17 protein-coding genes and 1 pseudogene are annotated in these 22,557 nt (G+C 47.9%); 10 read left to right on the top strand and 8 right to left on the bottom strand.

From position 1 onward, the window contains the following. Positions 1-598 precede the first annotated feature (598 nt). The 6 genes from ACJJIN_RS21775 to cas6e all read left to right on the top strand — a co-directional run bounded on the left by ACJJIN_RS21775 (position 599) and on the right by cas6e (position 6,870). Entirely contained in the window at positions 599-1,144 is a 546-nt protein-coding gene (locus tag ACJJIN_RS21775) for a hypothetical protein (protein WP_444896169.1), read from the top strand. A 738-nt stretch (positions 1,145-1,882) separates the two neighbouring features. Beyond that, the gene (gene casA, locus ACJJIN_RS21780; RefSeq protein ID WP_444896170.1) at positions 1,883-3,484 is read left to right on the top strand and encodes a type I-E CRISPR-associated protein Cse1/CasA; all 1,602 of its coding nucleotides are present in this window, start codon (positions 1,883-1,885) and stop codon (positions 3,482-3,484) included. Beyond that, positions 3,484-4,062, top strand: coding sequence for a type I-E CRISPR-associated protein Cse2/CasB (gene casB / locus ACJJIN_RS21785; RefSeq protein ID WP_444896171.1), 579 nt, complete (start codon positions 3,484-3,486; stop codon positions 4,060-4,062). Before casA ends, casB begins: the two co-directional genes overlap by 1 nt. Before the next feature lie 183 nt (positions 4,063-4,245). Further along, complete coding sequence (gene cas7e / locus ACJJIN_RS21790) at positions 4,246-5,322, top strand: type I-E CRISPR-associated protein Cas7/Cse4/CasC (protein WP_444896172.1); 1,077 nt, start codon at positions 4,246-4,248, stop codon at positions 5,320-5,322. An 8-nt stretch (positions 5,323-5,330) separates the two neighbouring features. Then, positions 5,331-6,089 carry a type I-E CRISPR-associated protein Cas5/CasD gene (gene cas5e, locus ACJJIN_RS21795; protein WP_444896173.1) on the top strand — a complete coding sequence of 253 codons (759 nt, stop codon included), beginning with the start codon at positions 5,331-5,333 and terminating at the stop codon, positions 6,087-6,089. A gap of 10 nt (positions 6,090-6,099) precedes the next feature. After that, positions 6,100-6,870: a type I-E CRISPR-associated protein Cas6/Cse3/CasE gene (gene cas6e / locus ACJJIN_RS21800; protein WP_413663212.1), complete on the top strand. Its 771-nt coding sequence runs from the start codon at positions 6,100-6,102 to the stop codon at positions 6,868-6,870. Between the two features lie 782 nt (positions 6,871-7,652). Here the strand turns inward: cas6e and ACJJIN_RS21805 are convergent. The 3 genes from ACJJIN_RS21805 to ACJJIN_RS21815 form a co-directional block, all read right to left on the bottom strand. Then, the gene (locus tag ACJJIN_RS21805) at positions 7,653-9,011 is read right to left on the bottom strand and encodes a hypothetical protein (protein ID WP_444896174.1); all 1,359 of its coding nucleotides are present in this window, start codon (positions 9,009-9,011) and stop codon (positions 7,653-7,655) included. Between the two features lie 343 nt (positions 9,012-9,354). After that, on the bottom strand, positions 9,355-9,858 hold the full coding sequence (locus ACJJIN_RS21810; RefSeq protein ID WP_444896175.1) for an endonuclease V: 504 nt from the start codon (positions 9,856-9,858) through the stop codon (positions 9,355-9,357). A gap of 41 nt (positions 9,859-9,899) precedes the next feature. Next, positions 9,900-10,634, bottom strand: a complete 735-nt coding sequence (locus tag ACJJIN_RS21815; protein WP_444896176.1) for a tetratricopeptide repeat protein — start codon at positions 10,632-10,634, stop codon at positions 9,900-9,902. 236 nt (positions 10,635-10,870) lie between these two features. Here ACJJIN_RS21815 and cueO point away from each other — a divergent pair, with 236 nt between their 5' ends. Next, a complete protein-coding gene (gene cueO / locus ACJJIN_RS21820) occupies positions 10,871-12,442 on the top strand; it encodes a multicopper oxidase CueO (protein WP_444896177.1) in 1,572 nt (523 codons plus the stop codon). Positions 12,443-12,462: 20 nt separating this feature from the next. Here cueO and ACJJIN_RS21825 read toward each other — a convergent pair whose 3' ends face one another. Then, complete coding sequence (locus ACJJIN_RS21825) at positions 12,463-12,897, bottom strand: helix-turn-helix domain-containing protein (RefSeq protein ID WP_282931385.1); 435 nt, start codon at positions 12,895-12,897, stop codon at positions 12,463-12,465. Positions 12,898-12,925: 28 nt separating this feature from the next. On the opposite strand from ACJJIN_RS21825, the gene ACJJIN_RS21830 reads away from it, so the two are divergent. Together ACJJIN_RS21830 and ACJJIN_RS21835 are read left to right on the top strand one after the other, a co-directional pair. Further along, the gene (locus ACJJIN_RS21830) at positions 12,926-14,431 is read left to right on the top strand and encodes an MFS transporter (protein WP_444896178.1); all 1,506 of its coding nucleotides are present in this window, start codon (positions 12,926-12,928) and stop codon (positions 14,429-14,431) included. Positions 14,432-14,713: 282 nt separating this feature from the next. Continuing rightward, complete coding sequence (locus ACJJIN_RS21835; RefSeq protein WP_444896179.1) at positions 14,714-15,220, top strand: hypothetical protein; 507 nt, start codon at positions 14,714-14,716, stop codon at positions 15,218-15,220. Positions 15,221-15,596: 376 nt separating this feature from the next. Here ACJJIN_RS21835 and ACJJIN_RS21840 read toward each other — a convergent pair whose 3' ends face one another. Further along, positions 15,597-16,550 carry a hypothetical protein gene (locus ACJJIN_RS21840; protein ID WP_444896180.1) on the bottom strand — a complete coding sequence of 318 codons (954 nt, stop codon included), beginning with the start codon at positions 16,548-16,550 and terminating at the stop codon, positions 15,597-15,599. A gap of 846 nt (positions 16,551-17,396) precedes the next feature. Between ACJJIN_RS21840 and ACJJIN_RS21845 the strand changes: the two genes are divergently transcribed. Beyond that, entirely contained in the window at positions 17,397-19,832 is a 2,436-nt protein-coding gene (locus ACJJIN_RS21845) for a glycoside hydrolase family 19 protein (protein WP_444896181.1), read from the top strand. A gap of 147 nt (positions 19,833-19,979) precedes the next feature. Here the strand turns inward: ACJJIN_RS21845 and ACJJIN_RS21850 are convergent. From ACJJIN_RS21850 to ACJJIN_RS21860, 3 genes and pseudogenes are all read right to left on the bottom strand, one after another. Beyond that, positions 19,980-20,507 (bottom strand): annotated as a pseudogene (locus ACJJIN_RS21850) (hypothetical protein); the annotation flags it as partial. A gap of 12 nt (positions 20,508-20,519) precedes the next feature. After that, positions 20,520-20,795, bottom strand: coding sequence for a hypothetical protein (locus ACJJIN_RS21855; RefSeq protein WP_444896182.1), 276 nt, complete (start codon positions 20,793-20,795; stop codon positions 20,520-20,522). A gap of 395 nt (positions 20,796-21,190) precedes the next feature. Continuing rightward, complete coding sequence (locus ACJJIN_RS21860) at positions 21,191-22,414, bottom strand: hypothetical protein (RefSeq protein WP_444896183.1); 1,224 nt, start codon at positions 22,412-22,414, stop codon at positions 21,191-21,193. Positions 22,415-22,557 lie beyond the last annotated feature (143 nt).

The following is a 22,557-nucleotide window of genomic DNA, read 5'->3' on the forward strand; positions in this document are numbered from 1 at the left end:
TGCTAGATTCAGCAATAAAGAAAAGTGGTTGGAATGAGTGAAATCAACTTAACCAGTTTGAGATAACCCAGGAGCTACCTTGTAATCGAGATGGTGTACTTTAAGTAAAATAAAAGAGTACTTAATCTGTAATTCGATCGAGAATAAGCTTTAGGCTAGCTGAATTGATATTTTATTACTTTGTTTGTTTTAGCTTTTTAATATCATAAGGCACTTAAACATGTTGTCGATGTCTGCGATGTGATAGATGTTTCCTTTGCTTTGTTAATTATTGCTTTTTAATCGCGGGGCAATATTCAAATAAAAGCTAAGTTTGTCTTTATGTGGTTTCCTGTTGTTTGATGGGGATGTTGTGATCTGCAATTTTGTGACGAGAAAAGATAAGTGGAGATTTAAATAATGGGTTAATTTGAGTTTTGATTTATATTTTTTTGAGATTTTTGTAAGGCATACTGAGTGTGAATGCAGGCTGAATATATAGGTTTTTTTGCTGTAATTGCTGAAGTATTTATAGTTTTAATTTTTTGTTTGGATCTTCTTGCTAGTTAATATTTGGGTATTTATACTGCCTGCTCGATTATTTTTTTAAGGATGAAAAATGAAGTTTTTGAAGTCTATGTTGCCGGTGTTTGCCTTGTTGTTAGCGAGTCAGTCTTTTGCAGAAATGACTTTTATTAGCGGCGTTAAGCATAATGTTACTGAGTACTCTTATACTTCGGATACTCGGCGAATTGCTGAGATTGATATCTTGGGTGATAGTGCGCAAGAAATCAGTTTCGATATTACTGCGATTGTATCTGGTTTGGGACGGTTGAGGCCAGATGTCGTTTGTCGTTATTCCCATAGGGGAGAGCGTTGCTACACTAAAAATCATCCTAAAATTTTTGACTATGTGTATGACGTTTCGATCACGGCAAGTTGTGTTGCCAAAGATGGTACTCAAACTGCAATAGGGGTTGATAGGGACGATAAAAATATTTATACGAATGTGCCCATTTCAGATTTTCGCAATGAAGTAGTCTTAACGATAGATAATGGTTCAATTGCCGCGGATATGTGCGATACCTTGACAGTTGATATTCAGGGTGATTTAGAGGCTATTGAAGATGTAAATTTAAAAGTTTTCACCTACGAAATTTTCTAGTTAATAGTATGAAAGTGTCGGTAATAATTGCCGGCACTTTCACAGTCGAACTCCAATCTAGTATATCCATACAATCAAAAGTAGTGGATCACCGCACACCTAATAGAAATGATGTCAGCTCTGTAGCAGAGTCAGAAGCAGTTAATAAAGTCTTTTCTTTTATCTGAAGTCGGTAAGGGTTGAACGGCTTAGTAGTGGCGATTCAGTGCCGATAGCTACCGGCCGGTTAAAAGTGATGAACTTATATTGAGCTGGATACCGATTCGTTAAATTTCCTTCACAATAGAATCTGTCGCTAGTTTTGAGCCCCATCAAGGGGCTTTTTTGTATCTGTTGATTAACAATTGAGGTCAATAGCTGATGCAGGCTAAAGGGTGGGGGAATTGTCTGTACAGGAATATTCCCATATAGAGAGGCGAATGGGATTAATACCCTTATCTTGTGTGTGGTCTATGCGATAACTGAGCACTTTTCTTTGTGTGAGGTAGTAGGCGCGACCCTGATTTCCGGTGCGGAAAGTGAGAAAGATGCCCAGACTTGAGCCAGATCATTTTTCCCCAGTCAGAGTGGCATAAGGTAACGGAATTAGTGTCCCGGCAGTGACGCTGAGAGATTGAGCACTCAAAAATGAGGCAGAGGCGCTCGCACTGCTCTGAGTGTAACTGTTCCCTTTAGCTCTTGAAAAAAGCATGGCTATAACGGAGTAAGAGGGCGGAGACTGGATCAGGGAGGATCGTGGTGAATTTGGTTGAAGATTCCTGGCTGCCAATTATCCGGCGATGCGGTATGCAGGAAAGAATTGCTCCTTGGCAAATTGCCGAGGTGGATAATCCTGTCGTGGATATTTGCACGGTACGACCGGATTTTCGCGGGGCGCTGTTCCAGTTTTTAATTGGCCTGTTGCAAACAGCTTTTGCACCTGAAAGTGTCGATGATTGGGGAGTCTACTGGAAAAAGGCGCCTACTGAGGAAACACTGAAATCACGGCTGCAAAACTACGCTCCCAATTTTGAATTGTTTCAAGAGTCCGGGCCTGCATTTATGCAGGACTTGGAATTGAGTGTGGGGGAATCAAAGTCGATTGCTGCCCTACTGATTGAGGCGCCGGGCAGTAAAACCTGTAGAGATAATCAGGATCTATTTATTAAGGGCGGTAGGGTGCAGGGTGTATGTCCCAGCTGTGCCGCTAGTGCCTTGTTTACCTTGCAAATTAACGCCCCCTCCGGAGGAGTGGGGCATAGAACGAGTTTGCGTGGTGGTGGCCCTTTGACCACATTGATAATTCCAGAGGCAGAAGATGCCAACCTTTGGCAGAAATTGTGGCTCAATATCTTGCCACAAAAGGAGTTTGGGGCGAGGTCTGAAAGCTCTGATAGTTGTATCTTCCCCTGGCTCGCTCCCTCCCGCCTCTCTGACAAACAAGGTTCCTCTACGTCTCCCAATGATACCCATCCTCTGCAAATGTACTGGGGTATGCCGCGCAGGATACGTTTCCAAATCCCGAGAGAAGGCAAGGATTACTGCGACCTTTGTGGAGAGCAGACGAATCAATTAATCCGGGAATATACCACTAAGAATTATGGCATTAATTACGAGGGTCCCTGGATTCATCCCCTGACGCCCTATCGACGTGATCCCAAGAAAAAAGCCCCACCCTTGAGTTTGAAAGGTCAACAGAGTGGTCTCGGTTATCGGCATTGGTTGGGTCTTATGTGGAATGACCATTCAAATGGCGATGAAGCGAGCGGGGCGGTGCGCTTGTTCCATGAGGAATATGCGGAAATTCTCGAAGAACTGGATTCGAATGTCGATGTACGCCTGTGGGGATTTGGCTATGACATGGACAATATGAAAGCACGTTGCTGGTATGAACAGGAAATGCCAGTACTGCCTATTTCCCCCGAGTACCGGTCGCTATTTATTCAGCTGGCAGGGCAGCTTTTAACGGCTGCAAAAGATACTTTGAAAGAACTGCGCTTTAGGGTCAAGGCTGCCTGGTTTAATAACCCTAATGAGGCTAAAGGGGATTTTTCATTTGTCGATCAGGCGTTTTGGCAGGCGACGGAAAGCCAGTTTTATCGCTTGCTCAAGCAATTATCCCTCGAATCCAAGAAATCCCAATTAACACCTGCACCGGTGGCTATTGCCTGGGTACACACACTGAAAAAAACGGCCTTGGCGCAGTTTGATCATTGGTCAATGGAGGGCTCTGCGGAAGACCTGAAATTGCAGCGAGTGACCCGGGCGCGACGTTTTTTAAGAAATAAGCTCGCCAGTCTGGCAAGTTTAAAGGCTCTGGATAATACAGCCAAAGTTGAGCAACAACAGGAGGAATTGTGATGGCCGGATATCAATATCTTAGCGATACAGATGTGAGCCGACTGCGCGAGTGGCACCGCTGGCTCAATGACAAAGCTGGCAGGGCCGATCGAGCGCGTTTGCGCCGTGCGGTGGAGCCTATGGATGTAATGCCTACTCCCGCCTTTATCCGTTTTTTAAAGGATATGCCTGAGCGCTGGCAGAAAGATGAGCAAATTCGTATCGAAGATGCGGCTCTGGTAGCCACCGTAATTGCACACGTAAAAACTGATAACACCAGCAAAACAATTGATGTTGACAGCAGCGAGGCTATGGATATCAGTTTTGCCCGGTCCCTGGCTATGCCCCGGGAGAGAGGCGGGCGCCCCCCTTTAAGTGAGCTACGTTTTTTTCAGTTGCAAAAAAGTCGCGATACGGCTGAGTTTTACCGCCGCATAGTACGGGCCCTGGCCCTGCTGGATGGCAGAGCCAATATAGCTTCTCTTGCCAATGATTTGCTGCACTGGCAAAGAGAAATGCGCACGATTCCCGCAAGACATCCACAGGAACGCCTAGCTGTGCGTTGGGCAACTGATTACTACGCCGTATTACCAGACTGAGAAGTATTTAGAGAATTACAAATTAAAGGGGTCTTAGGGGCCTAAAAATATTTTAAATGCTATTCCCATAACAACACTAAGCACAGAGCAAAGCCAGACCGATTGACAGTGACTGTTGATCAGATACCTGAGAAATGAATCGAAGTAATGTGATGGCCTGACGGTCGCAACAAGGAGAGATTTATGAGCCGCTTTATTCAATTGCATGTATTGACCGCCTATCCCCCTGCGAACCTGAATCGGGATGACTTGGGGCGGCCAAAAACAGCGAAGATGGGAGGTTGTGATCGCCTGCGAATCTCTTCCCAGAGCCTTAAGCGTCACTGGCGAACGTCGGAGTTGTTCCAGCAGGTATTGGCAACGGAGCAGGGGGATAGCCTCATTGGCACCAGAACCAAGCGTCAGGGGGTACTGGCATATGAGACTTTATTGGATCTGGGTGTCTCTGAGAAAAAGGCCAAATTGTGGGCACAGAAAGTTGCCGAGCAATTCGGTAAGTTAAAAAAGCCGGAAAAAGATAACCCTCTGGCCGATTTGGAAATCGAGCAGTTAGTTCACCTCAGTAGTGCTGAGCAAAACGGGATCAATGCACTACTGAAAACCTTGGCAGAAGAGGGGCGGGAGCCGGATAAGACGGAGTTGGATTTATTGCGCAAGGAAAACATGGCGGTGGATATTGCTTTGTTTGGCCGTATGCTCGCTTCCAAGCCCACCTATAACGTTGAGGCGGCGTGCCAGGTGGCCCATGCACTCTCGGCTCACTCTGTAGTGATTGAAGATGATTATTTTACTGCGGTAGACGACCTGAATGATCGCAGCGAGGATGCCGGTGCTGCTCACTTGGGTGAGGCGGGTTTTGCTGCGGGATTATTTTATTCCTATATCTGCATTAACAAAGAGCTGCTAATTGAAAACCTTGGCGGGGATAAACCCCTGGCCGATCGAGCCGTAGCTGCGCTAACTGAGACAATCCTTAAAGTTTCTCCCAGCGGTAAACAAAACAGCTATGCCAGCCGTGCCTATGCCTCTTATGTCGTGGCCGAAGCCGGTGACCAGCAACCGCGCTCTCTCTCTGCGGCCTACCTGAAGCCGGTTGATCGCTATAGCGAGGATTACGCCCATGACGCTATTGATGCACTTCAAAAGCAATTGCAGAGTTTCGATAAAGTGTACGGGGATTGTGCTGATAGCCGCTATGTTCTCAATGCCGTAACTGGCGAAGGTAATATTGAGGAACTTTTGGCCTTTGTCAGCGAATAGGTGGCGCTATGGAATACCTAGTATTTCGTCTGTACGGTGCCATGGCTTCCTGGGGGGAAGTGGCTGTGGGGGAATCCCGCCACAGCGCACACTACCCGGGTAAATCCGCTATCGCGGGACTATTTGGTGCGGCACTGGGGATACCCCGGGAGCGAGAGGACTTACACCAGAACCTGGCCCAGCAATATCGCCAGGCGGTAAAGGTGCTGAATGTAGGTACTTTGCTAAAGGATTTCCACACGGTGCAGGTCCCAGATTCCGCTGGCAAGCGCCGCTACCATACGCGCCGGGATGAGCTGGTTGTAGGGAAAGCGCGTCTGGGAACCCTGTTATCCCGCAGGGAGTATCTGGTGGATGCGCAGGCGATAGTGGCCCTGAGATCCTGTGAAGAGGCTAACTGGTCTCTGGCGGAGCTGTGTGAAGCCCTGGCCCGGCCAAAGTATCACCTCTATCTGGGGCGAAAAGCATTTCCACTTTCAGCCCCCACTGCCGCACGGGTGATCGGTGCGGACAACTTCCGTAGCGCCCTGGACCATTATGAATCCCCGGAGTTGCTGGATTACCAACCGGAATGGGCCCGGCAGGAGCGCTGGTTGCCCACTGAAGAGAGTTGTCGTTACTACTGGGAGGGTAGCTTGGATGATTTCTCTGCGGAAGATGGAGTGTTTTCAGCAGGATCTGTACAGCGGCTTAGCCGTCTCGATCAGCCCCTATCTCGCAAGCGCTGGCAGTTCCAGCCGCGTATTGAAAATCTCTGGCAGTCATAAGGGAGCGGCTATGTATTTATCCAGAGTTCAACTATCTCCCTCGCTGGCGGTGCAGAAGCAGCTGGCACGGTTGCTCAGCGAAAACAGCTACGGTATTCATCAAATCTTGTGGGATCTTTTTGATGGTGATGAGCGTTTTTTATTTCGTGAGGAATCCTCGCGGGAACAGCTGCTTAGCAAACGCAATCTACCGGTGTATTACCTGCTGTCTAAAGTCCGGCCTGCGCAGGACAATCCGATATTTTTGGTAGAGACTAAAATCTTCGAGCCCCGCTTAAACCCCGGCGATCGGCTGGCCTTCCGCCTGCGGGCGAACCCTACAGTGGCGCGTAAAACTGAAGGGCAAAAGCGCGGCAAGCGGCACGATGTGCTGATGGATGCTCAATACCATTGGTTGCGGGAGCAGTGCGAATTGCATGGTTTACCTGTTGAAGGTGGCAAAGGGCAGCTGAAGCAGAGCTTGGTGCAGGAAAAGCCGGAGCAGTTTGACCAGGGGCAGATTGAAACCCGGTTACAGGATGTCAGCCAGACTGCCGCCCGCAGCTGGTTAATTCACCGGGGAACGCGCCTCGGATTTGATATTTACCCACCAAAGCTTCACTGCAATGGGTATCGTTGGAATTTGTTACATAAAAAGCAGCGCGGTGCTGGTTTCAGTTCTGTGGATTACCGGGGAGAGCTTTTGGTTACTGAACCCGAATTATTTATAAAAAATATTTTTGCGGGTATGGGGCCGGCCAAAGCATTTGGTTGTGGATTGATGTTAATCCGCCGAATCTGATTGGGATAAATAGAGTTTTTATACAGCTGGAAGTGTTTGAGAGCGAGGGCTGGGATTCAAAAGTATCTGCAACGATACTAAGACTTTAGCGGATAGCAAATAGGCAGATTTAGTGAGTTCCCCGCATCAGCGGAGATAAATCGACCGGTGATATGATGGTCAAACCAGCTTGATATTGTTCCCCGTATATACGGGGCTAAACCGGAGGGTATCCTGTTATACACTCCTTTCCGAATAGGTTCTCCGCATAAGCGGAGTTGCACCGGTAATTGCGCAATAAGGCGATCTTAACTGAGGCTGTTCCCCGCCCAGGCGGGGTTAAACCGTGGAAAATCGTCAAAGCTGCACGGTAATTATTCGGGCTATTCCCCGCAGTTGCGGGGGTAAACCGAGTGTGGGGTTGGGTTGTGCCGACACCTGAGTTTGTTCCCCCGCTGGGCGGGGCTGGACCGTAGCCGATAGCGCACGGACATTAGTTCTGAAAATGTTGCCCGAAAGCTCGGGGATGCAATGGGGGTGTGCTATGATCGCGCTCCTTTTGCGCGACTGTTCCCTGTTTGTACAGGGGTAAACCGGATAAGGCATAGCCTTAGTGCTTTGCGCAAGGTGTTCCCTGAATGCTCGGGGATAAACCGACGATGGAGAAGTTGTCGGAGTGCATCCTAGTTGTTCCCCGCTCTCGCGGGGCTGCACAACGACTTTTCCCTTCTTCTTTTTCCTGTAGATTTCGCAATCGAAAGCCCCGCAGTGTATTACCGGGGGCTTCTGAATTTTGGCTGAAATTATTGGAGGATTACGCCGGTATTACTCTCACCGCCGATCTGGAAGTTAAAAGCGCGGCCATTGGAACCTGTCTGGGTAATTTCTTTTGTGTGGTTGTTACCAATTTGCAGGCTAAAAGCTGAGTTGAAATCGCCACTCTGGGTGATGGTGATGTTATTACTATCGCCAAACTGGCGGGAGCTTATTGAAAGAGACTCACCAGCCTGTTCGAACGTTGCCCGGTTATCGAAACCCAATTGACGGGTGAATATATCTACCTCTGTTCCAGCCTGCTCGATATTGGCAACATTCTGCAAACCGGTTTGTTCATTGGTCGCGCTGATCAGTAAGCCGCCTTGATTAATAACTACCACATTATCAATCAGGAACTGTTCGCTGTTCATGGAGTTGAATTCGGCACCCAGCTGGGAACCCGTAATCTGGTTGGTGGTACCGGTCTGGCGTATATCGATACTGCTACTCAGTGCGGATTGTTCTAAAGCCGCGTTGTTGCCCCCACCATTTTGGCGCAACTCAAGGGTATTAAAGGCACCGGTTTGGGTAATCGAGGTGATATTGGCATCGCCGAGCCTTTGGATAATCAGAAGGTCATTGAACAGACTGTCTACTTGGGTCGCAAAGGCGAAGTGGCGATTGTTTGTTTGCCGTAAGGTCATACTGCTGCTGACACTGGCAAATTGTGCGAGCCCGCCATAGATATCGCTGCCATCCTGCAGTATGTCCAAGGTGCCATCGATTGTGGCAACCAGGCTGGCGGTGGCGAAGTCGTCCCGATCAAACTGAAAGATTAAAACGGAACTGCCTATATTGCCTGCGGTTTCCTCTACCACGGCACTTTGCCTTTCGCCGTCCTGGAATACAAAAATGCTGCCGTTAGCACTGGCTTCCTGGCGACCAATAAAAAAGTGACTGTCTCCATCCTGGATATTGGTAATGGTATTACCGCTGCCAAAGCGCTGTTCGATAGTGGAAGCATTGGAGGTACCAAGTTGCAGAATAGAGACCTGGCTGTCGAGAGAGAGTTCTTGGGTGATCTCGGAAGTATTTTGCGATCCGATTTGTGTATTGGTTGCGCTTAGAGAAGCACCACCGGATTGAGATATCGTGGTCTCGTTTTGGCTACCGATCTGGGTACTCTGAATACTACTGTTAATAACACCGCCACTTTGAGTGGCGGTGGCGGTATTAGTATCACCTATTTGGCGTTTGATAATAGTATTGCCGAAACCCGCTTCAGTTTGATCGGAATTTACTGAGTTACCTGAACCGATTTGTTCCAAGTCAGTAGAGTTGGTGCCCAGCGCATTGCCGCTAAAGGCAACCAGTGCGAGTGTCGCAATACTGGCGCATAACTTCATGAGTAACTCCTTTACTACAAAACTTCCAAGGAGCCCATTCGGGGCTGCTAATGAACATCGTCCACTCGCACTTCACAAGTGGACATCAAAAACTACGAGCCGAATACATCAGTATGGGATCTTAGCTACTTCTAGCCGTCTATCTAAGCGCCAAATTATCCCTATGGGATAAACGGATGCCAGGAAGCTTTCACTTTCAGTAGCTATTTCCCGCCGAATAGAAAAATTATTGCTGGCATCGAAGGGGTAGGATATGAGAAATAAGTATTGAAAATGTAGGAAGAAAGTCCCAGGGATGTGACTGGGAAATGGCGGCGATAACCGCCTTTCATTCTCTCGGGAATTATCGCGTGGACTTTCGACACTCGCGGTCCACGCGTTTCAATAAAGTGGGGATACGGTGGTCTCCATGCATCTTTTTCACCAATTTTTTGGCTTCCGGCAAAGGGAGACCGAGGCTGCTGATATACAGCGGTTTTACACTTTTTCCCCGCAGCAGTTCCGCCTCAACAGGGGTGTCCTTAAACGGTTTCTTGGCGACACCGATGATGGGAACTTCCTGCTGGAGAGCAGAGTAGAGATGGGCACCCAGCCCCGGTTTTTGTTCCCCTCCGAGAAATACATAACCATCGATAACAATCAGTTCTGCTTCTATCTTGTGCTCCTCGATTAGGGTGAGGATACAGGGGAGTTCTCGCTTGTAGAAAGCACCGGGCTCATAGGCCAAGGTACTCTCTATTTTACTGAGATAGAGTTGCTCGGGCTCAGGAGCTGACCAATTCTCAAAGCCGACCCCGGCCACTATTGCTCCGGGGTCCCGGTAATCTACATCTACCGCCAAAATCATATTGGGAGCCTTTTACCATTGAGCCGAATGTTGCGATTGGTTCAGGATACTTCCAGTTTTGCTTGCTTTAACAGCTGCTTATGAGTCGCTTTGTAGTGCTTGCCCAGTGTTTTGGATTTATCAAGGATTTCATTGAACAAGACATTGGCCTTTTCCACCTGGGATTGATCTTTCAAGAATAAGGCAAAGTAAAAAGTCGCTTCTGGTCCGCTGTAGTATTGGTACAGCGTTTCATACTCGTGGTAGGCCTCTTTTACTTGCTTCAATGCCGCTAGCGTACGAGCGTAAAGTAAGTGAGCATCCTGATTTTTAAAATCGGGGTTCTTTTCGATTAATTGGTCCAGTGTTTCCTTGGTCAGTTCAAACAGATTGAGAGCAAACTGACAGCGTGCCAACCCTAACATCAGCTCAGGGTCATCCTGATGAACCCCCTGGAGGCACTTTTCATAGAGAGTTTTTGCCTCGTGATAAAGGCCACGCTTCACGCATTCATCGGCCATGCGCATAGAGTTTTCCACATTATTGGAACGGGACAATTCTTGCGCAGCCTGATGGATATCCCGATTGGGATTTAGAGTTTCCCGCACCGTCCTGCGCGCATTTTTGGCACTGCGTGATTGGTTTACTTCCGGCAGAATTTCCAGGACCAGGTAAGCAATAACTCCGGCCATGGGCAGCATCACTAGAACCCAAATCCAAGTGGTGTTGCGCCCAGTTTTGAGCACGTGAATTACAAAAGCTGCCTGAATAAGGATGGATAGAATAAGAAACGGCATAGGGATTACTCTTCTTATTTTCACTACTAACTTTTCGAGGGCAAGGTTAACCGAGTTCGCTTAGAACACAAGGGCTGTGGATCACGGAGTTGTGCACCAGGGTACCACTCTGTATTGAGTGTACAGTTGTCGCAATATACTACTGGGCCATGGGAATAAGCCGTCTAAGATTTCTGGGGATAAAAATGACCAGTGCCTTAGACACTTGGAGCTATGGCGCATAGGGAGGTGGACCCATGGCTCAATTGTCGCGACGGAAATTTTGTTTTGCCACTGGCGCATTGGGGGCGGCCTTACTAACAGGGGTGTCGACTTCCAAAGCTGCCCAGGCACAGAAGGGCCGCCGTCAGGCTTTACCGATTCCCCCGGAGTTGCGTGCAGATAGGCAAGGCCGGATTAAATTGGCAGCGCGCCCGGGCAAGCAGTCTTTCCTACCGGGGGTGACTACGCGTACTTATGGGTTCAATGGTCCGTTTTTAGGTCCGGCGATACGGGTGCGCAAGGGCGAGAAAGTAACCGTCAGCGTGGTCAATCATCTGCCGCAAAATGTAACTGCGCATTGGCATGGACTGATCGTACCCGGCAATGCCGATGGTGGCCCCTATATGCCATTGAAGCCTGGAGAAACCTGGACCGTAGATTGGAACATAATCCAGCCCGCCGCTACCCTGTGGTTTCATCCCCACCTCTACCCGACAACCGCCGAGTTGGTACTCAAAGGCCTGGCCGGATTGATTATTATCGACGATGAAGAAGGCGATGCACTGCCGATACCTTCGCGGTGGGGTGTGGATGACATTCCGTTAGTGATTCAGGATCGCCGCTTTACCGATAATGGTCAGTTCTTCCATCGCTTTAACGAAGTGACGGTTGCGGCGGGCTATTGTGGGGATCGACTTCTGGTTAATGGCGTTATTAATCCGGTGGTCAGGCCACCTAAAGGCTGGGTGCGCTTTCGTATTTTGGATGGCTCCAACGGGCGCAACTATCGGCTTGCCACCAGTGACAAGCGACCACTTTACGTGATCGCCAGCGATGGCGGTTTTCTCTCGGAACCAGTGAAAGTGGATGTACTGCCTATTGCTGCGGGAGAGCGCTACGAAGTAATGATCGATACCCGCGATGGCAAGCCTTTCGACTTCCAAACACTGCCAGTGCCCCAGCCAATAATGCGCCTGCCACCATTTGATCAGGCCCACAGTTTTCTCAGTGTGGTGCCTGGAACATCCGAGGGGAAAGGACAGTTGCCGGAGCGCCTGGTATCCCTGCCGCAGATCCCCCAAAACTTGCCACCAATCAGTCAGAAGCTGGTGATGCAAATGAACCGACAGAAGCAGGCGCAAGCTGTGATCGGTGCAACGGGGCTGCCGCAGATGGTTGCCGCAGGTACGACCAACCCCGATGTGGTGGCTAAGGTATTGAAGCTGATTACTGAGGGGCCGGCATTGCCGTTAAAAGAGCAGCTAACTGCGAATGCGATTAATGGGGTTTCCTTTGCATTTACCGAGCCCGGATTTAAGGTCGCGATGAATAAGGACTTGCGCTGGGAGATCTCTGAAGGACAGGACCGAATGCTACACCCGGTACATATCCACGGCTGCCAGTTTCGGGTCACGAAATACAATAATGCAGAACCGCCACTCTATATGCGTGGCTGGAAAGATACGATGCCCATATCCGATGGCGGCAAAGCAGAAATATTTGTTCGTTTCCCGCTGCCGGCGATACCGGATATGCCCTATATGGTGCACTGCCATGTTTTGGAGCACGAGGACTCGGGAATGATGACAGAGTTTAGTGTCTCCTGACTTTATTCGCTGCTATTCTGTCAGCGTCGCTTCTGTTTCCTGTCTTCCTTATGCTGTAGCTTGGTAGCTTTCCTGATCAGGTTTTGGAAGTTGGGGCACTCCAGCTGATTGACCTCGGGACAGTTGGCCACATGGCGTAGCCCATCGCGCATAGCTTCGAGTCGGCGGATATTCTTTTCCAGATCGTCGGCCCTGGCGAGGAGCTGCTCCCTGTCGATAGCGGGGTTGCCATTAGAGGAAAACATCTCGCCAATTTCATCCAGGGAAAAACCGGCGTAGCGGCCAAGGGAGATAAGGGATAACTGTTCTATCACTGTGGCTTTAAAAATTCGGGTAATTCCCCGACGACCACATGACTTTATCAGGCCTTTTTCCTCATAATACCGAAGTGTGGAAGAGGGGAGTCCCGACAGTTTGGAGACTTCGCGTATATCCAGTTCTTCCCTGTTATTCATCGCTTATTGACCTCAAGCTCACTTGAAGTTGTATGCTAGTTTCACGCGTCATTACTGGCAAGTCAAAGTTCAGCTTATGCACACCGCGAAAAGTTATTCCGAAGACCCAATTTCCCAAGAGGCTGCTCAGGTTTCCAAAAGAGGAGTCTTGGTCACCTTGTGTTTGGCGACTTTGCTCGCAGCCTTGGGAGTCAGCGCAATTAATATGGCGCTGCCTGTATTAATCGAAAGCTTGGGGGCTTCCTTCAGTAATACTCAGTGGATTACCGTGGCCTACATGATGTGTATGACTGCGACCCTGCCTATTGCCGGCAGTCTCAGCGACAAGCTGGGTCGCAGAAAATTGTTTCTAAGTGGCGGATTGATATTCACCTTATCGACATTACTTTGCGCGCTGTCTTTTAATGTTTGGACTCTGGTTTTTTTCCGCGCAATACAAGGGATCGGTGCGGCGATGTTCGTGGCTGTGTCTATGGCTATTGCCAGCGACGTTTTCGATAAAAGTGAAACGGGAAAGATAATTGGATTACTGGGCAGCCTGTCTGCGGTTGGGACTGGTATGGGGCCCATTGTGGGCGGCTTGATTGTCGAAAACCTGAATTGGCAGGCTATCTTTTGGTTGGTAGTGCCGGTGGGATTGGGGGTGTTTTTCCTCGCATATCGAACTCTACCGGAAAACATAGTCGGCGAAGTTGTTGATGGCAGAAGTCGATTCAAACGCTACCTGGCCGCAGCATTCCTGTTCTTTAACATTGTTTTTTATACCCTGGCGATTAAGCCATTGGGAGAGGGATATTCCGCAGTTAATGGAATTGCTATCGCTCTATCGGTGATATTTGGTGTGGGGTTGTTTTACGTTAGGCAGAAAGTACAACCCTTGCGTGAAGGATTTACGGAATCTTCTGGAAAGCAGACATTCTTGGCGAATGTGGCCGGAAACTTTTTGGTGGCTTCATCGGTAATGAGTAGCCTGATTGTAGGGCCTTTTTATTTGACCCTGGCACTGGATCTGGACCTTTTTATCGCAGGGCTGGTGATGACAACCGGATCATTTATGGTGGCTGCTTGTTCAAATCTTGCCGGTCGAGCCGTGGATCGATTCAATAGTCGAGGTATCGTATTACTGGGTCTGGTAATTTTGCTTTGTGGAGCCTTGGGAATGGGACTGCTCAGGGTGGAGCAGGGCTTGGTAGGCTATCTGGTTTTTTCCGTCACTATGGCAATGGGTTATGGAACCTACCTGTCGACAGTTAATACTATGACCATGAATAGCGCCCGGGCCGAAGTTCGTGGGCGTATTTCCGGGTTTCTCAGCCTTTCACGAGGCTTGGGTTTATTGACTGGGGCTTCTGTGATGAGTGTGATTTTTGTAGGGCTTGTACCCAGCCAGCCCCTGCAAGACATGAGCCCGTCACAGATAGCGGACGGCCTCAATGCCGTTTATCGCCTGGCATCAGTGTTCTTGTTAACCGCATTAACAATACAGGTGGTGTCTATTCTTGCCAGCAAGCTTGCTTCTAAAGCGCAAAATTAAAGATTACCTCCAGAACTATAAAGTAAACCCATTAGCGAGTGCTTCGTTTTAGTGAGCACTCGCGGATATTAATAACTGCTGGAGCCGTTAATACCCATCTTTATTTCCCGATTTATTCCTATTTTTGAGGCCAATGCTTTTACACTTCACCCACGACTTAAATAGTAAAAAATACAGGCGCAGATCTGGTTGACTTAAAGCTGGCTTCAAGTTGTATCTTGAATTTGTGGATTAGCAGTAATTTTCAACAAGATATCGAGAGAGCTTTAGGAGGACCAATCAGTGACGAATTCTTTGAGACAGTGTGTTGAAGCACTTAAAGTGAATTGGCAGGGACTTGATACTTCATCGATTGTGAGATGTCGAGAAGCCCTGGAAAAGTTGGCAGTATCAAATTCTGATGAAGCCTGGTTGGCTGATCTACACGGTCGCCAAGAACCCAGTGTAGAGTTATACCGTGACGAAGATAAGGGTTTTATCTTACTGGCTCATGTGGAGCCTCGTGGGCTCTATCGCCCACCACATAATCATGGCAATGGCTGGGTATTTTACGCGGTGCAACATGGTGAAGTGGAGATGTCTACCTATGGTTTGCTCAATCAAGACGATGGTGAACAACTGGTGAGCCGGGGCTGTTATCAAATGATGCCCGGTGACTGTAGTGCGTTCTTACCAGGAGATATTCACGATACTCGTTGCCTTTCCGAGTATGTGTTGATGTTTAGATTGACCAGCTGTGACTTTAGCGAGGAGAAGCGTGAGGGACGTCTTAGGGTGTTTGCATCTTAAGCAAGAGTTTAACAATTGCCCGCTGGCCAGTTGCTAACGGGCAATTATCGATTGGACAGTTCCTAAGGAGCCTCTGAATAACTCCGTAATGCCTCTGCGGGTCTTGAAGGCTGCAGATGTTAGGCGCAGCTCGCCGCGAATGGCTCTAGTCCTTTGTAAGAGCTGCAACGCAGCAGCTGTGGCCTTCAAGGCCCGCCCTTCGGGGCTTGCAGAGCGATTCACACTCCGCGTTGCGACTTCTTGAAAGGTCTAGACATTCCTGCAAAGCCGCGCCTTGATTGTGAACCGCTCTGCAAGCCAGAGATAACACGGAGTTATTCAGAGGCTCCCTAAGCCCAGTACAATCAAAACTCTCGATTAAAAATCGTAATCTCTATTATTGGGATATCATCCCGATATTGCCATTGCCCACTTGACTGGCTGATATATTTCCATTGACTTCACTCTGTGAAATATCAATAAAATTATCCAGCCCATTTTGTTGAGATAAGGCGAAACTCGAAGTACCCTCCTGAAATGCAACAGCTTCATTAAACATACCTTCCTGTGTGGTGGTGATGCTCATGAGTTCACCTTCTTGTCGAGAGGAAATGATATTGTCTGACCCGATCTGACTTGTTTGGGCGTAGCTGTTTTCATTGAATATTTGCCAGAGAATGGCATTGTTGCCATCACCTAATTGGGTGACTTCACTAGTAAGGGACTCGCCAAAGTTCTGCAAGCTGGTCGCCTCATTTCCTGTTCCGTTTTGTGTCACGGTAGAGGTATAGAAGGTACCGCGTAGTTGAATTAGGACACCATCATTCAAGGTTCCTGTTTGGAGAAGTGAGCCTGAGTGGAAGTCACCACTGGTGGCGCGAACAAACCCCATATTACTTTGTCCAGATTGGAACAAGTAGCCTGTATTGCCAATGGAGTCACTTTGGAAGAGTCTACCGTTATTCAATAGCCCCTCCTGATAGATTTCCCCATTAGTCGTAGTGGTAAGTATCTGGGTACTGAGTGCGGTCTGATTATCACCCAATTGCACAACTTGCACCGTGGTTGAAGTGCTTTCTTCTTGACTGGCGATGGCGCTGTTACTGTCTCCAGTTTGCATTTGAAGTATGTAGCCCAAAGATGAATTCACAGATTGCATCGCTTCGGCAGAGTTGGAACTACCCGTTTGCATTTGTTCTATTAAGTTATTTTCAATGGTTGAGTCGGCTTGCTCGGCTGTTGCCAGATTGCTATCGCCGTATTGCTCTACAGTGGTAGTACTTGTGTCCGCGTGGCTAATAGTACCTAACAACAGAATTGTGGATGAAAAAAGGATAGGGTAAGGCTTCACAAAGATCTCCCTTTGTTGAACTAATCTGAGCTCTTTCCTGTTTGGGGCACGGGGTGCTAGCCAAAGGATAAATGAATGTCAGTTACGGCTTATTACTGCTGATATTGCCGATCTAAAGTGTCGCCATAGAGTAAGGGAAATACTATGGGCCAGAAGTACTTTTATTTTGAGAGAAAAGTCACTGACGAAAGATATAGGAATTGTGAAAAACTGTATTTATCAGTGGTGGTTCCTGGTTAGATTGGGAACTTTTTCTCACTTAGACGATGTAAAGCGCCATGAATTTGTCTATCGGTGTCTGTTGGCTAGGTAATTATCCTTACATTTTGATCTTGTATTGTTATTGGTAAAACTTTTCTCTTTTATGGTTTTATGTAGATTTAAAAACCTATAATTTCCGATTTTTACGTGCCTTTGATCTTGAATTTAGACATTTGCTCACTGGCGCACGTGACCTGTGTCGATGTGGTCACGAAATATTCTGTTTAAATCTGGAACCATTCCGTTTGCTATTTATCGAAACTGCTGAGTACGTATGGGGCTATTTGAACAGCGTACAGAAATAAAGTAAGTGTTTGTGATAATTATTAAAGGTGCAGGGGCAGTTGCACCCAGGTGAGTAAATAAAGACGGGGAAGGGAAGTGGGCTCCTTTCAATTTAGAGCATCCTGGCAGTGTATAAATATTTATGCCAAGAATGCCTGCTCTATTTATTAATGCCTTCCGTTATACGTTATTCACACAAGCTCTCGATCTCTATTTTTGCAAATAATACCTGGCAGTTTGGTATTTGCCTCATCGCGTAAAACTTTAAATAGAGCCCTAAAAACGACAATTGGAGATTCTATGAGCCATATTTTTATTCGCACAGCCATAGCATCGGCGCTGATGCTGGGCGCTCAAGGCTTGAGTGCGGCACAACCCGCCGACGACTACGTTGCGGGGCAGAGTTATTCCGGTGGCAGCCAGGTTTGCTACGGGGGAAACTTATATAAAGCTCAATGGTGGGCAACAGCTTCTCAAATCCCCTCGGATGCCCTGACAGCAGAAAACCGCTGGGACTCCCCCTGGATTTTGGAGGAGTCAGGTGCGTGCGATACCAGTGGTGGCGATGACTCCAATTCTGGTGATGGTGATAACACCGATTCTGATGATGATACTGATACCGGAAATAACGGAGATACGGATTCTGGTAACAATGATGATACAGATTCCGGCAGCGGTGGTGGCACTGGTGGTTCCGATGATTCCGATACTTATATTTCCGGTCAAAACTATCGCAAAGGCGAAGAAGTTTGTTACGACGGCGACTTATTTGTTGCCCAGTGGTGGGCTAATGGTGACGACCACCCCACCGATGCATTAACGGCTGAAAATACCTGGGGTTCCCCTTGGCTTCTTAAGGAAGCGGATGGTTGCTCCAGTGATGGCGGCTCCGATGATGACACCGGCACCGGTGGCAATGATGGCGGCAGTGATAACGACAATAACGACAACAGTGACGATGGCAACGATAATTCTGACAGCACTCCCATTACGATCAGTGCCTCAGTGTCGCAGACACAAATTACCGGTGGTGGCACTGTAACACTTGATGCCAGTGCCTCCGGTGGCGACGGCAACTTATCTTACAGCTGGGCCCAATTATCCCCGGCCTCTCCTGAAGCAGATATTGCTTCTGCGACCAGCGCATCCACCACTGTTACCCTACCATCAAGCACTTTTGATGTGAGCTATGTCTTTAGCCTAATCGTCAGTGATGGTGACACTACTGAAGAAGCACAGATAACCGTGCAAAACCTCGCGGTGGACGATACCGATGAAGACGACGATGATGATAATACCGATGGTTCTGAAAGCTCAGTAACCGCAAATATCTCGGCCTCAAGTATCAATGTAGGCTGTAGTGGAACGGTTAATCTGGATGGCTCAGGCAGTACCGGCGGCAGCGATATCTCTTACATTTGGAGCCAAACCAGTGGCCCTGTTGTAAAGATGACCAACTATACCGGCAGCGCTACCTCAGTGACCCTGTCTGAGGTATATAGCGATGTAACCTACACCTTCCAGCTGACGGCCTCTGACTCCACTCAAGCCAGTGATGTGGACGAGGTCTCCATTAGCCAGGATGGCTGTGCCGCAGCCGATGGCTATGTGATGGGCATCAGCGAACTGGAAGCTGCGGAAGAGTCGATTACCAGTAGCGATTCCCTGCTTCAGGAAGTAAAGGATACAGTCGAAACCCGGGACAACGCCGTGGTTGAGGCAGTACAACCTGGCCGCAGTGCAAACCCTGAAAATGTCCTCCGCGTTGAGAGTATCCTGTCTGAAGAAGACTGGGATTACCTTTTCGCCCTCAGAGCGGAAGAGTACACCTACACCAATTTCCTCCGAGCCGTAGCCAAGTTCCCAGCTTTCTGTGGTGACTATACCGATGGCCGTGATGCCGAGGCGATCTGTCGCAAGTCGATGGCGGTAATGTTTGCACACTACGCCCAGGAAACCGGTGCCCACGCAACAGGTTGGGAAGTGCCGGAATGGCGCCAGGGCCTGTACTGGTTGCGGGAAATTGGCTGGACAGAAGATACTTCCGGTGGCTACGGCGCCTGTGATGCCAGCAGTAGCTGGGCAGCAGAAGCATGGCCCTGTGCGATCAATAGTGATGGTGGCTACAAGAGTTACTTCGGCCGCGGCGCCAAGCAGTTGAGCTGGAACTATAACTACGGTCCCTTCTCCCAGGCGATGTACGGCGATATTTACACCCTGCTGGAAGCCCCGGAATTGGTAGCGGATACCTGGTTGAACCTGGCGAGCTCTATCTTTTTCTTCGTCTATCCACAGCCACCCAAGCCAAGCATCCTGCATGTAATCGATGGCACTTGGGAACCGAACAGTGTGGATCTGGCCAATAACCTGACTTCTGGATTCGGTGTTACCACCAATATTATTAATGGGGCCATCGAATGTAGTTCTGGTACTGAAGACTACCGCTCACAGTATCGGATCGAGTACTACCAGAGCACAGCGGAATACTTCGGTGTAGAAATTCCGGCAGATGAAGAACTCGGTTGTGCCAATATGGGGCAGTTCCAGACTGGTGGTGCAGCCTCCCTGGATATTTACTGGGATAAAGATTGGGGATGGTCTGCGGATACCCCAAATAATGAGAGCTACGCATGTCAGTTGGTGAATTACCAGACTGCCTACTCAGCACTGAATGAGGGCGACTATGCCAAGTGTGTTGAAGGCAACTTTGATATGACCATCGATTACCAAGACTAAAAACCAGGGGGCTGAATAGCCCCCACCCAAACCCTTTCAGTGACCTGGTTCTCCCCCGCAGCCAGGTCACTTTTTTATTGCCTTTCCTTCGGTGTTATCTTTCTCTAAACCTATCTACAGGCATATACATTCCTGTTAGACAAAAATTTAATCCAGGCAGCTGGGGTTAGCCGTTATAAAAGTGTTGGAGATCCATATATTGGAAGAGGTACAGGCATCGGCATTGGCATCATTAAGGTCGAAGCCGAGACTGACGGTGCCCCCATCAACTCTGTTGCCAGTAATAAGGTAATTGGTTTGCGCAAATTCCTGCATCAATATACCGCTAAATTCAATATCTAAAACGGTATTTTGGGTAATAATCCCTCCGGACGAGCTGCCGATAACAATACCATTCAACCCTGTTATAAGACCCGCAGCTTCGGGCTCTATGGTATTTTGTGAAACGAGTACATTATCCCCTTGAATAACGATGGAGTCCTTCTCGTTACCCAAGATTTCGCTTGAAAGTATGCTGTTAAAATCCCCATCGGAAGAGATACCCATTTCGGTATTTGACAAAATTGTTGAGCCGCTAACAAAATTGTGATTGCTGGTTAGGGAAATACCTATTTCGTTAGTTTGTACTAGGACATTATAAATTCCATGAAATCCCGAGTCCTCTGCGCTGACGCCGGTATAACAATTTTAAATAGTCGCGTTTGAGAGAAAAGCCCCCTGACCAGACAAAATAATGCCAGTATTTAGCACGGGAAGTTCGGCACAGTGCACGGTAAACCCGTTCATATCCAGATTGCCGCTAGGACCGGATATGGTGATTGGCGGTGTAGCAGTGCAGAATAATATGTCTTCAGTCATTATTTCAACGGTGGTAATGGTATCGCCGCACTGAACGTCAGCAAAAGATAGGGCTGGTAAAAGCACGGATGCAAAAATTAACGGGAAATATTTTCCTGCCTGCATAGGATTTCTTCTCTGTCAGTTGCTTTAAGGTGGCGCTTAAAAGAGATCCTTTGAGCAGATCTTCTGAGAAAAATATAGATATGATTGATTGGAGGGTGAGGTAATAGGCGACGGAGATCAAGCCTGGAAAACGGGTACATATTATCAATATTTGCATAGATTCCAGCCAAACAAGTAGGAATAATTAGCGGCTCAGAACTGCCTGAATAGGCTGTTTTTATACGTGCAGATTACTCTTTTTAATCTGTGGTATTGTGCTCGCGCCTTATGTATAAGGCGGAAATATACGATAGGGCTAATAAACTATAATGCCGCCGGATATCACAAAGGATATTGGCGGCATGGTGTTACAACATATTCAAGAGCTACTTAAAAATAGGGGTGCCGGTTTACTCCTACTGTGTGACCTGGGCAAAGTTGGCGCTGCCGATTTGGATCGTGAAAGAGGAATGACCTTCACCAGATTGTGATATCTCCTTGTAATGCCCTTCGCCGATTTGTAGGAGTGTGATGGAATTATTCAAACCACTTTGTGAGATCATTGCTTCATTGGAATTACCAATTTGGGCAACATCTGTTGTGAGAATAACCCCATCCTGTTGTAGGCTGACGGTATTAGCTGTTCCGATTTGTGCAACCAGCAAGTGTACATCAAGCCCTAATTGATCAGTATCCACTGCATTTTGGCTTCCGAGCTGAGCAATCTCACCACTACTAACCAGTGTATTTTGGTCGGCTTCAACACTATTTCCTGAACCGCCTTGCGTTACGATTAGGGAGCCATCTTCAGATAGATTCTGATTAGTAGTTGCTGTATTTAAGGTTCCTAACTGGGCAATAAATACGCTATTAGAGTTGCTAAAAGTCTGGGTGGTTTCAGCGGAGTTCTGAGTGCCAGTTTGTAATACTTCTGCACTATCAGAATTGGCATCCAGTTGAGAGATCTTTGCGTAGTTATTACCTCCAATTTGTGTGATAGATCCTTGAGCGGAGTCGCTGTCAATTTGGTCAATGCGGCCTGTATTTAGAGATCCAACCTGAAGTAGGGTTCCAGTGCTACCTGACCCTAACAGTTGCAGAATATTCCCCGTATTTGACACTCCAAATTGTTGGAGTGTGCCACTAGCAGAGTTTATATTCTCCTGGTAAATTTCCGCAGAATTTTGTTCTCCCACTTGAGTGGTGAGTGATGAGATTGACGAGGTCACAACCTGTTGGGAGGTAGCGGTATTCGATACGCCGATTTGATTGACGATAATCGATCCGTCTGATGAGCTTCCCTGGCCAGCATTAGCGCTGTTACTATCCCCTGTCTGAGAAGTGTTGATATGCCCATTACTGGTATTTTCCTGGGCAGTCTCACTGTCATTGGCGACACCGATCTGGCTTTGCACGATGGTGCTTTCACTGGTTCCATCAATTTGGAGAGCATCCTCGCTGTTGTTGACTCCAATTTGAGTTTGTACTATTAAGCTGTTGTTAACATCAGAGTCTGCATTATTGGCTGTCGCGGTATTGCCTATGCCAGTTTGGTTTTGGATTACAAAATTGTTTTCGGCAAAAGCCACACTGCTGATTGCCAACGCAAGTGAGCTAAAGATAAGTGGTGAGATTTTCATAAGTTACTCCTTTAAACTAAAAATCCCTAAATCATTGTCCGTTCAGTTACTGCTTCCTCCTTGTAAATCGAATTGACCACTGATATCCACTTGAGGCTCTGCCGATGAACGATACTGCATACAGAGCCTAATCCTGTGAGTTT

The sequence above is a fragment of the Microbulbifer maximicatervae (SeqCode) genome, from assembly GCF_052467505.1.

What these genes read in the sequence shown, in the direction of transcription:
- ACJJIN_RS21775 (WP_444896169.1), top strand. Translation starts at nt 599, where the DNA reads ATGAAGTTTTTGAAGTCTATGTTGCCGGTGTTTGCCTTGTTGTTAGCG.
- casB (WP_444896171.1), top strand. Translation starts at nt 3,484, where the DNA reads ATGGCCGGATATCAATATCTTAGCGATACAGATGTGAGCCGACTGCGC.
- cas7e (WP_444896172.1), top strand. Translation starts at nt 4,246, where the DNA reads ATGAGCCGCTTTATTCAATTGCATGTATTGACCGCCTATCCCCCTGCG.
- cas5e (WP_444896173.1), top strand. Translation starts at nt 5,331, where the DNA reads ATGGAATACCTAGTATTTCGTCTGTACGGTGCCATGGCTTCCTGGGGG.
- cas6e (WP_413663212.1), top strand. Translation starts at nt 6,100, where the DNA reads ATGTATTTATCCAGAGTTCAACTATCTCCCTCGCTGGCGGTGCAGAAG.
- ACJJIN_RS21805 (WP_444896174.1), bottom strand. Translation starts at nt 9,011, where the DNA reads ATGAAGTTATGCGCCAGTATTGCGACACTCGCACTGGTTGCCTTTAGC.
- ACJJIN_RS21810 (WP_444896175.1), bottom strand. Translation starts at nt 9,858, where the DNA reads ATGATTTTGGCGGTAGATGTAGATTACCGGGACCCCGGAGCAATAGTG.
- ACJJIN_RS21815 (WP_444896176.1), bottom strand. Translation starts at nt 10,634, where the DNA reads ATGCCGTTTCTTATTCTATCCATCCTTATTCAGGCAGCTTTTGTAATT.
- cueO (WP_444896177.1), top strand. Translation starts at nt 10,871, where the DNA reads ATGGCTCAATTGTCGCGACGGAAATTTTGTTTTGCCACTGGCGCATTG.
- ACJJIN_RS21825 (WP_282931385.1), bottom strand. Translation starts at nt 12,897, where the DNA reads ATGAATAACAGGGAAGAACTGGATATACGCGAAGTCTCCAAACTGTCG.
- ACJJIN_RS21845 (WP_444896181.1), top strand. Translation starts at nt 17,397, where the DNA reads ATGAGCCATATTTTTATTCGCACAGCCATAGCATCGGCGCTGATGCTG.
- ACJJIN_RS21855 (WP_444896182.1), bottom strand. Translation starts at nt 20,795, where the DNA reads ATGCAGGCAGGAAAATATTTCCCGTTAATTTTTGCATCCGTGCTTTTA.
- ACJJIN_RS21860 (WP_444896183.1), bottom strand. Translation starts at nt 22,414, where the DNA reads ATGAAAATCTCACCACTTATCTTTAGCTCACTTGCGTTGGCAATCAGC.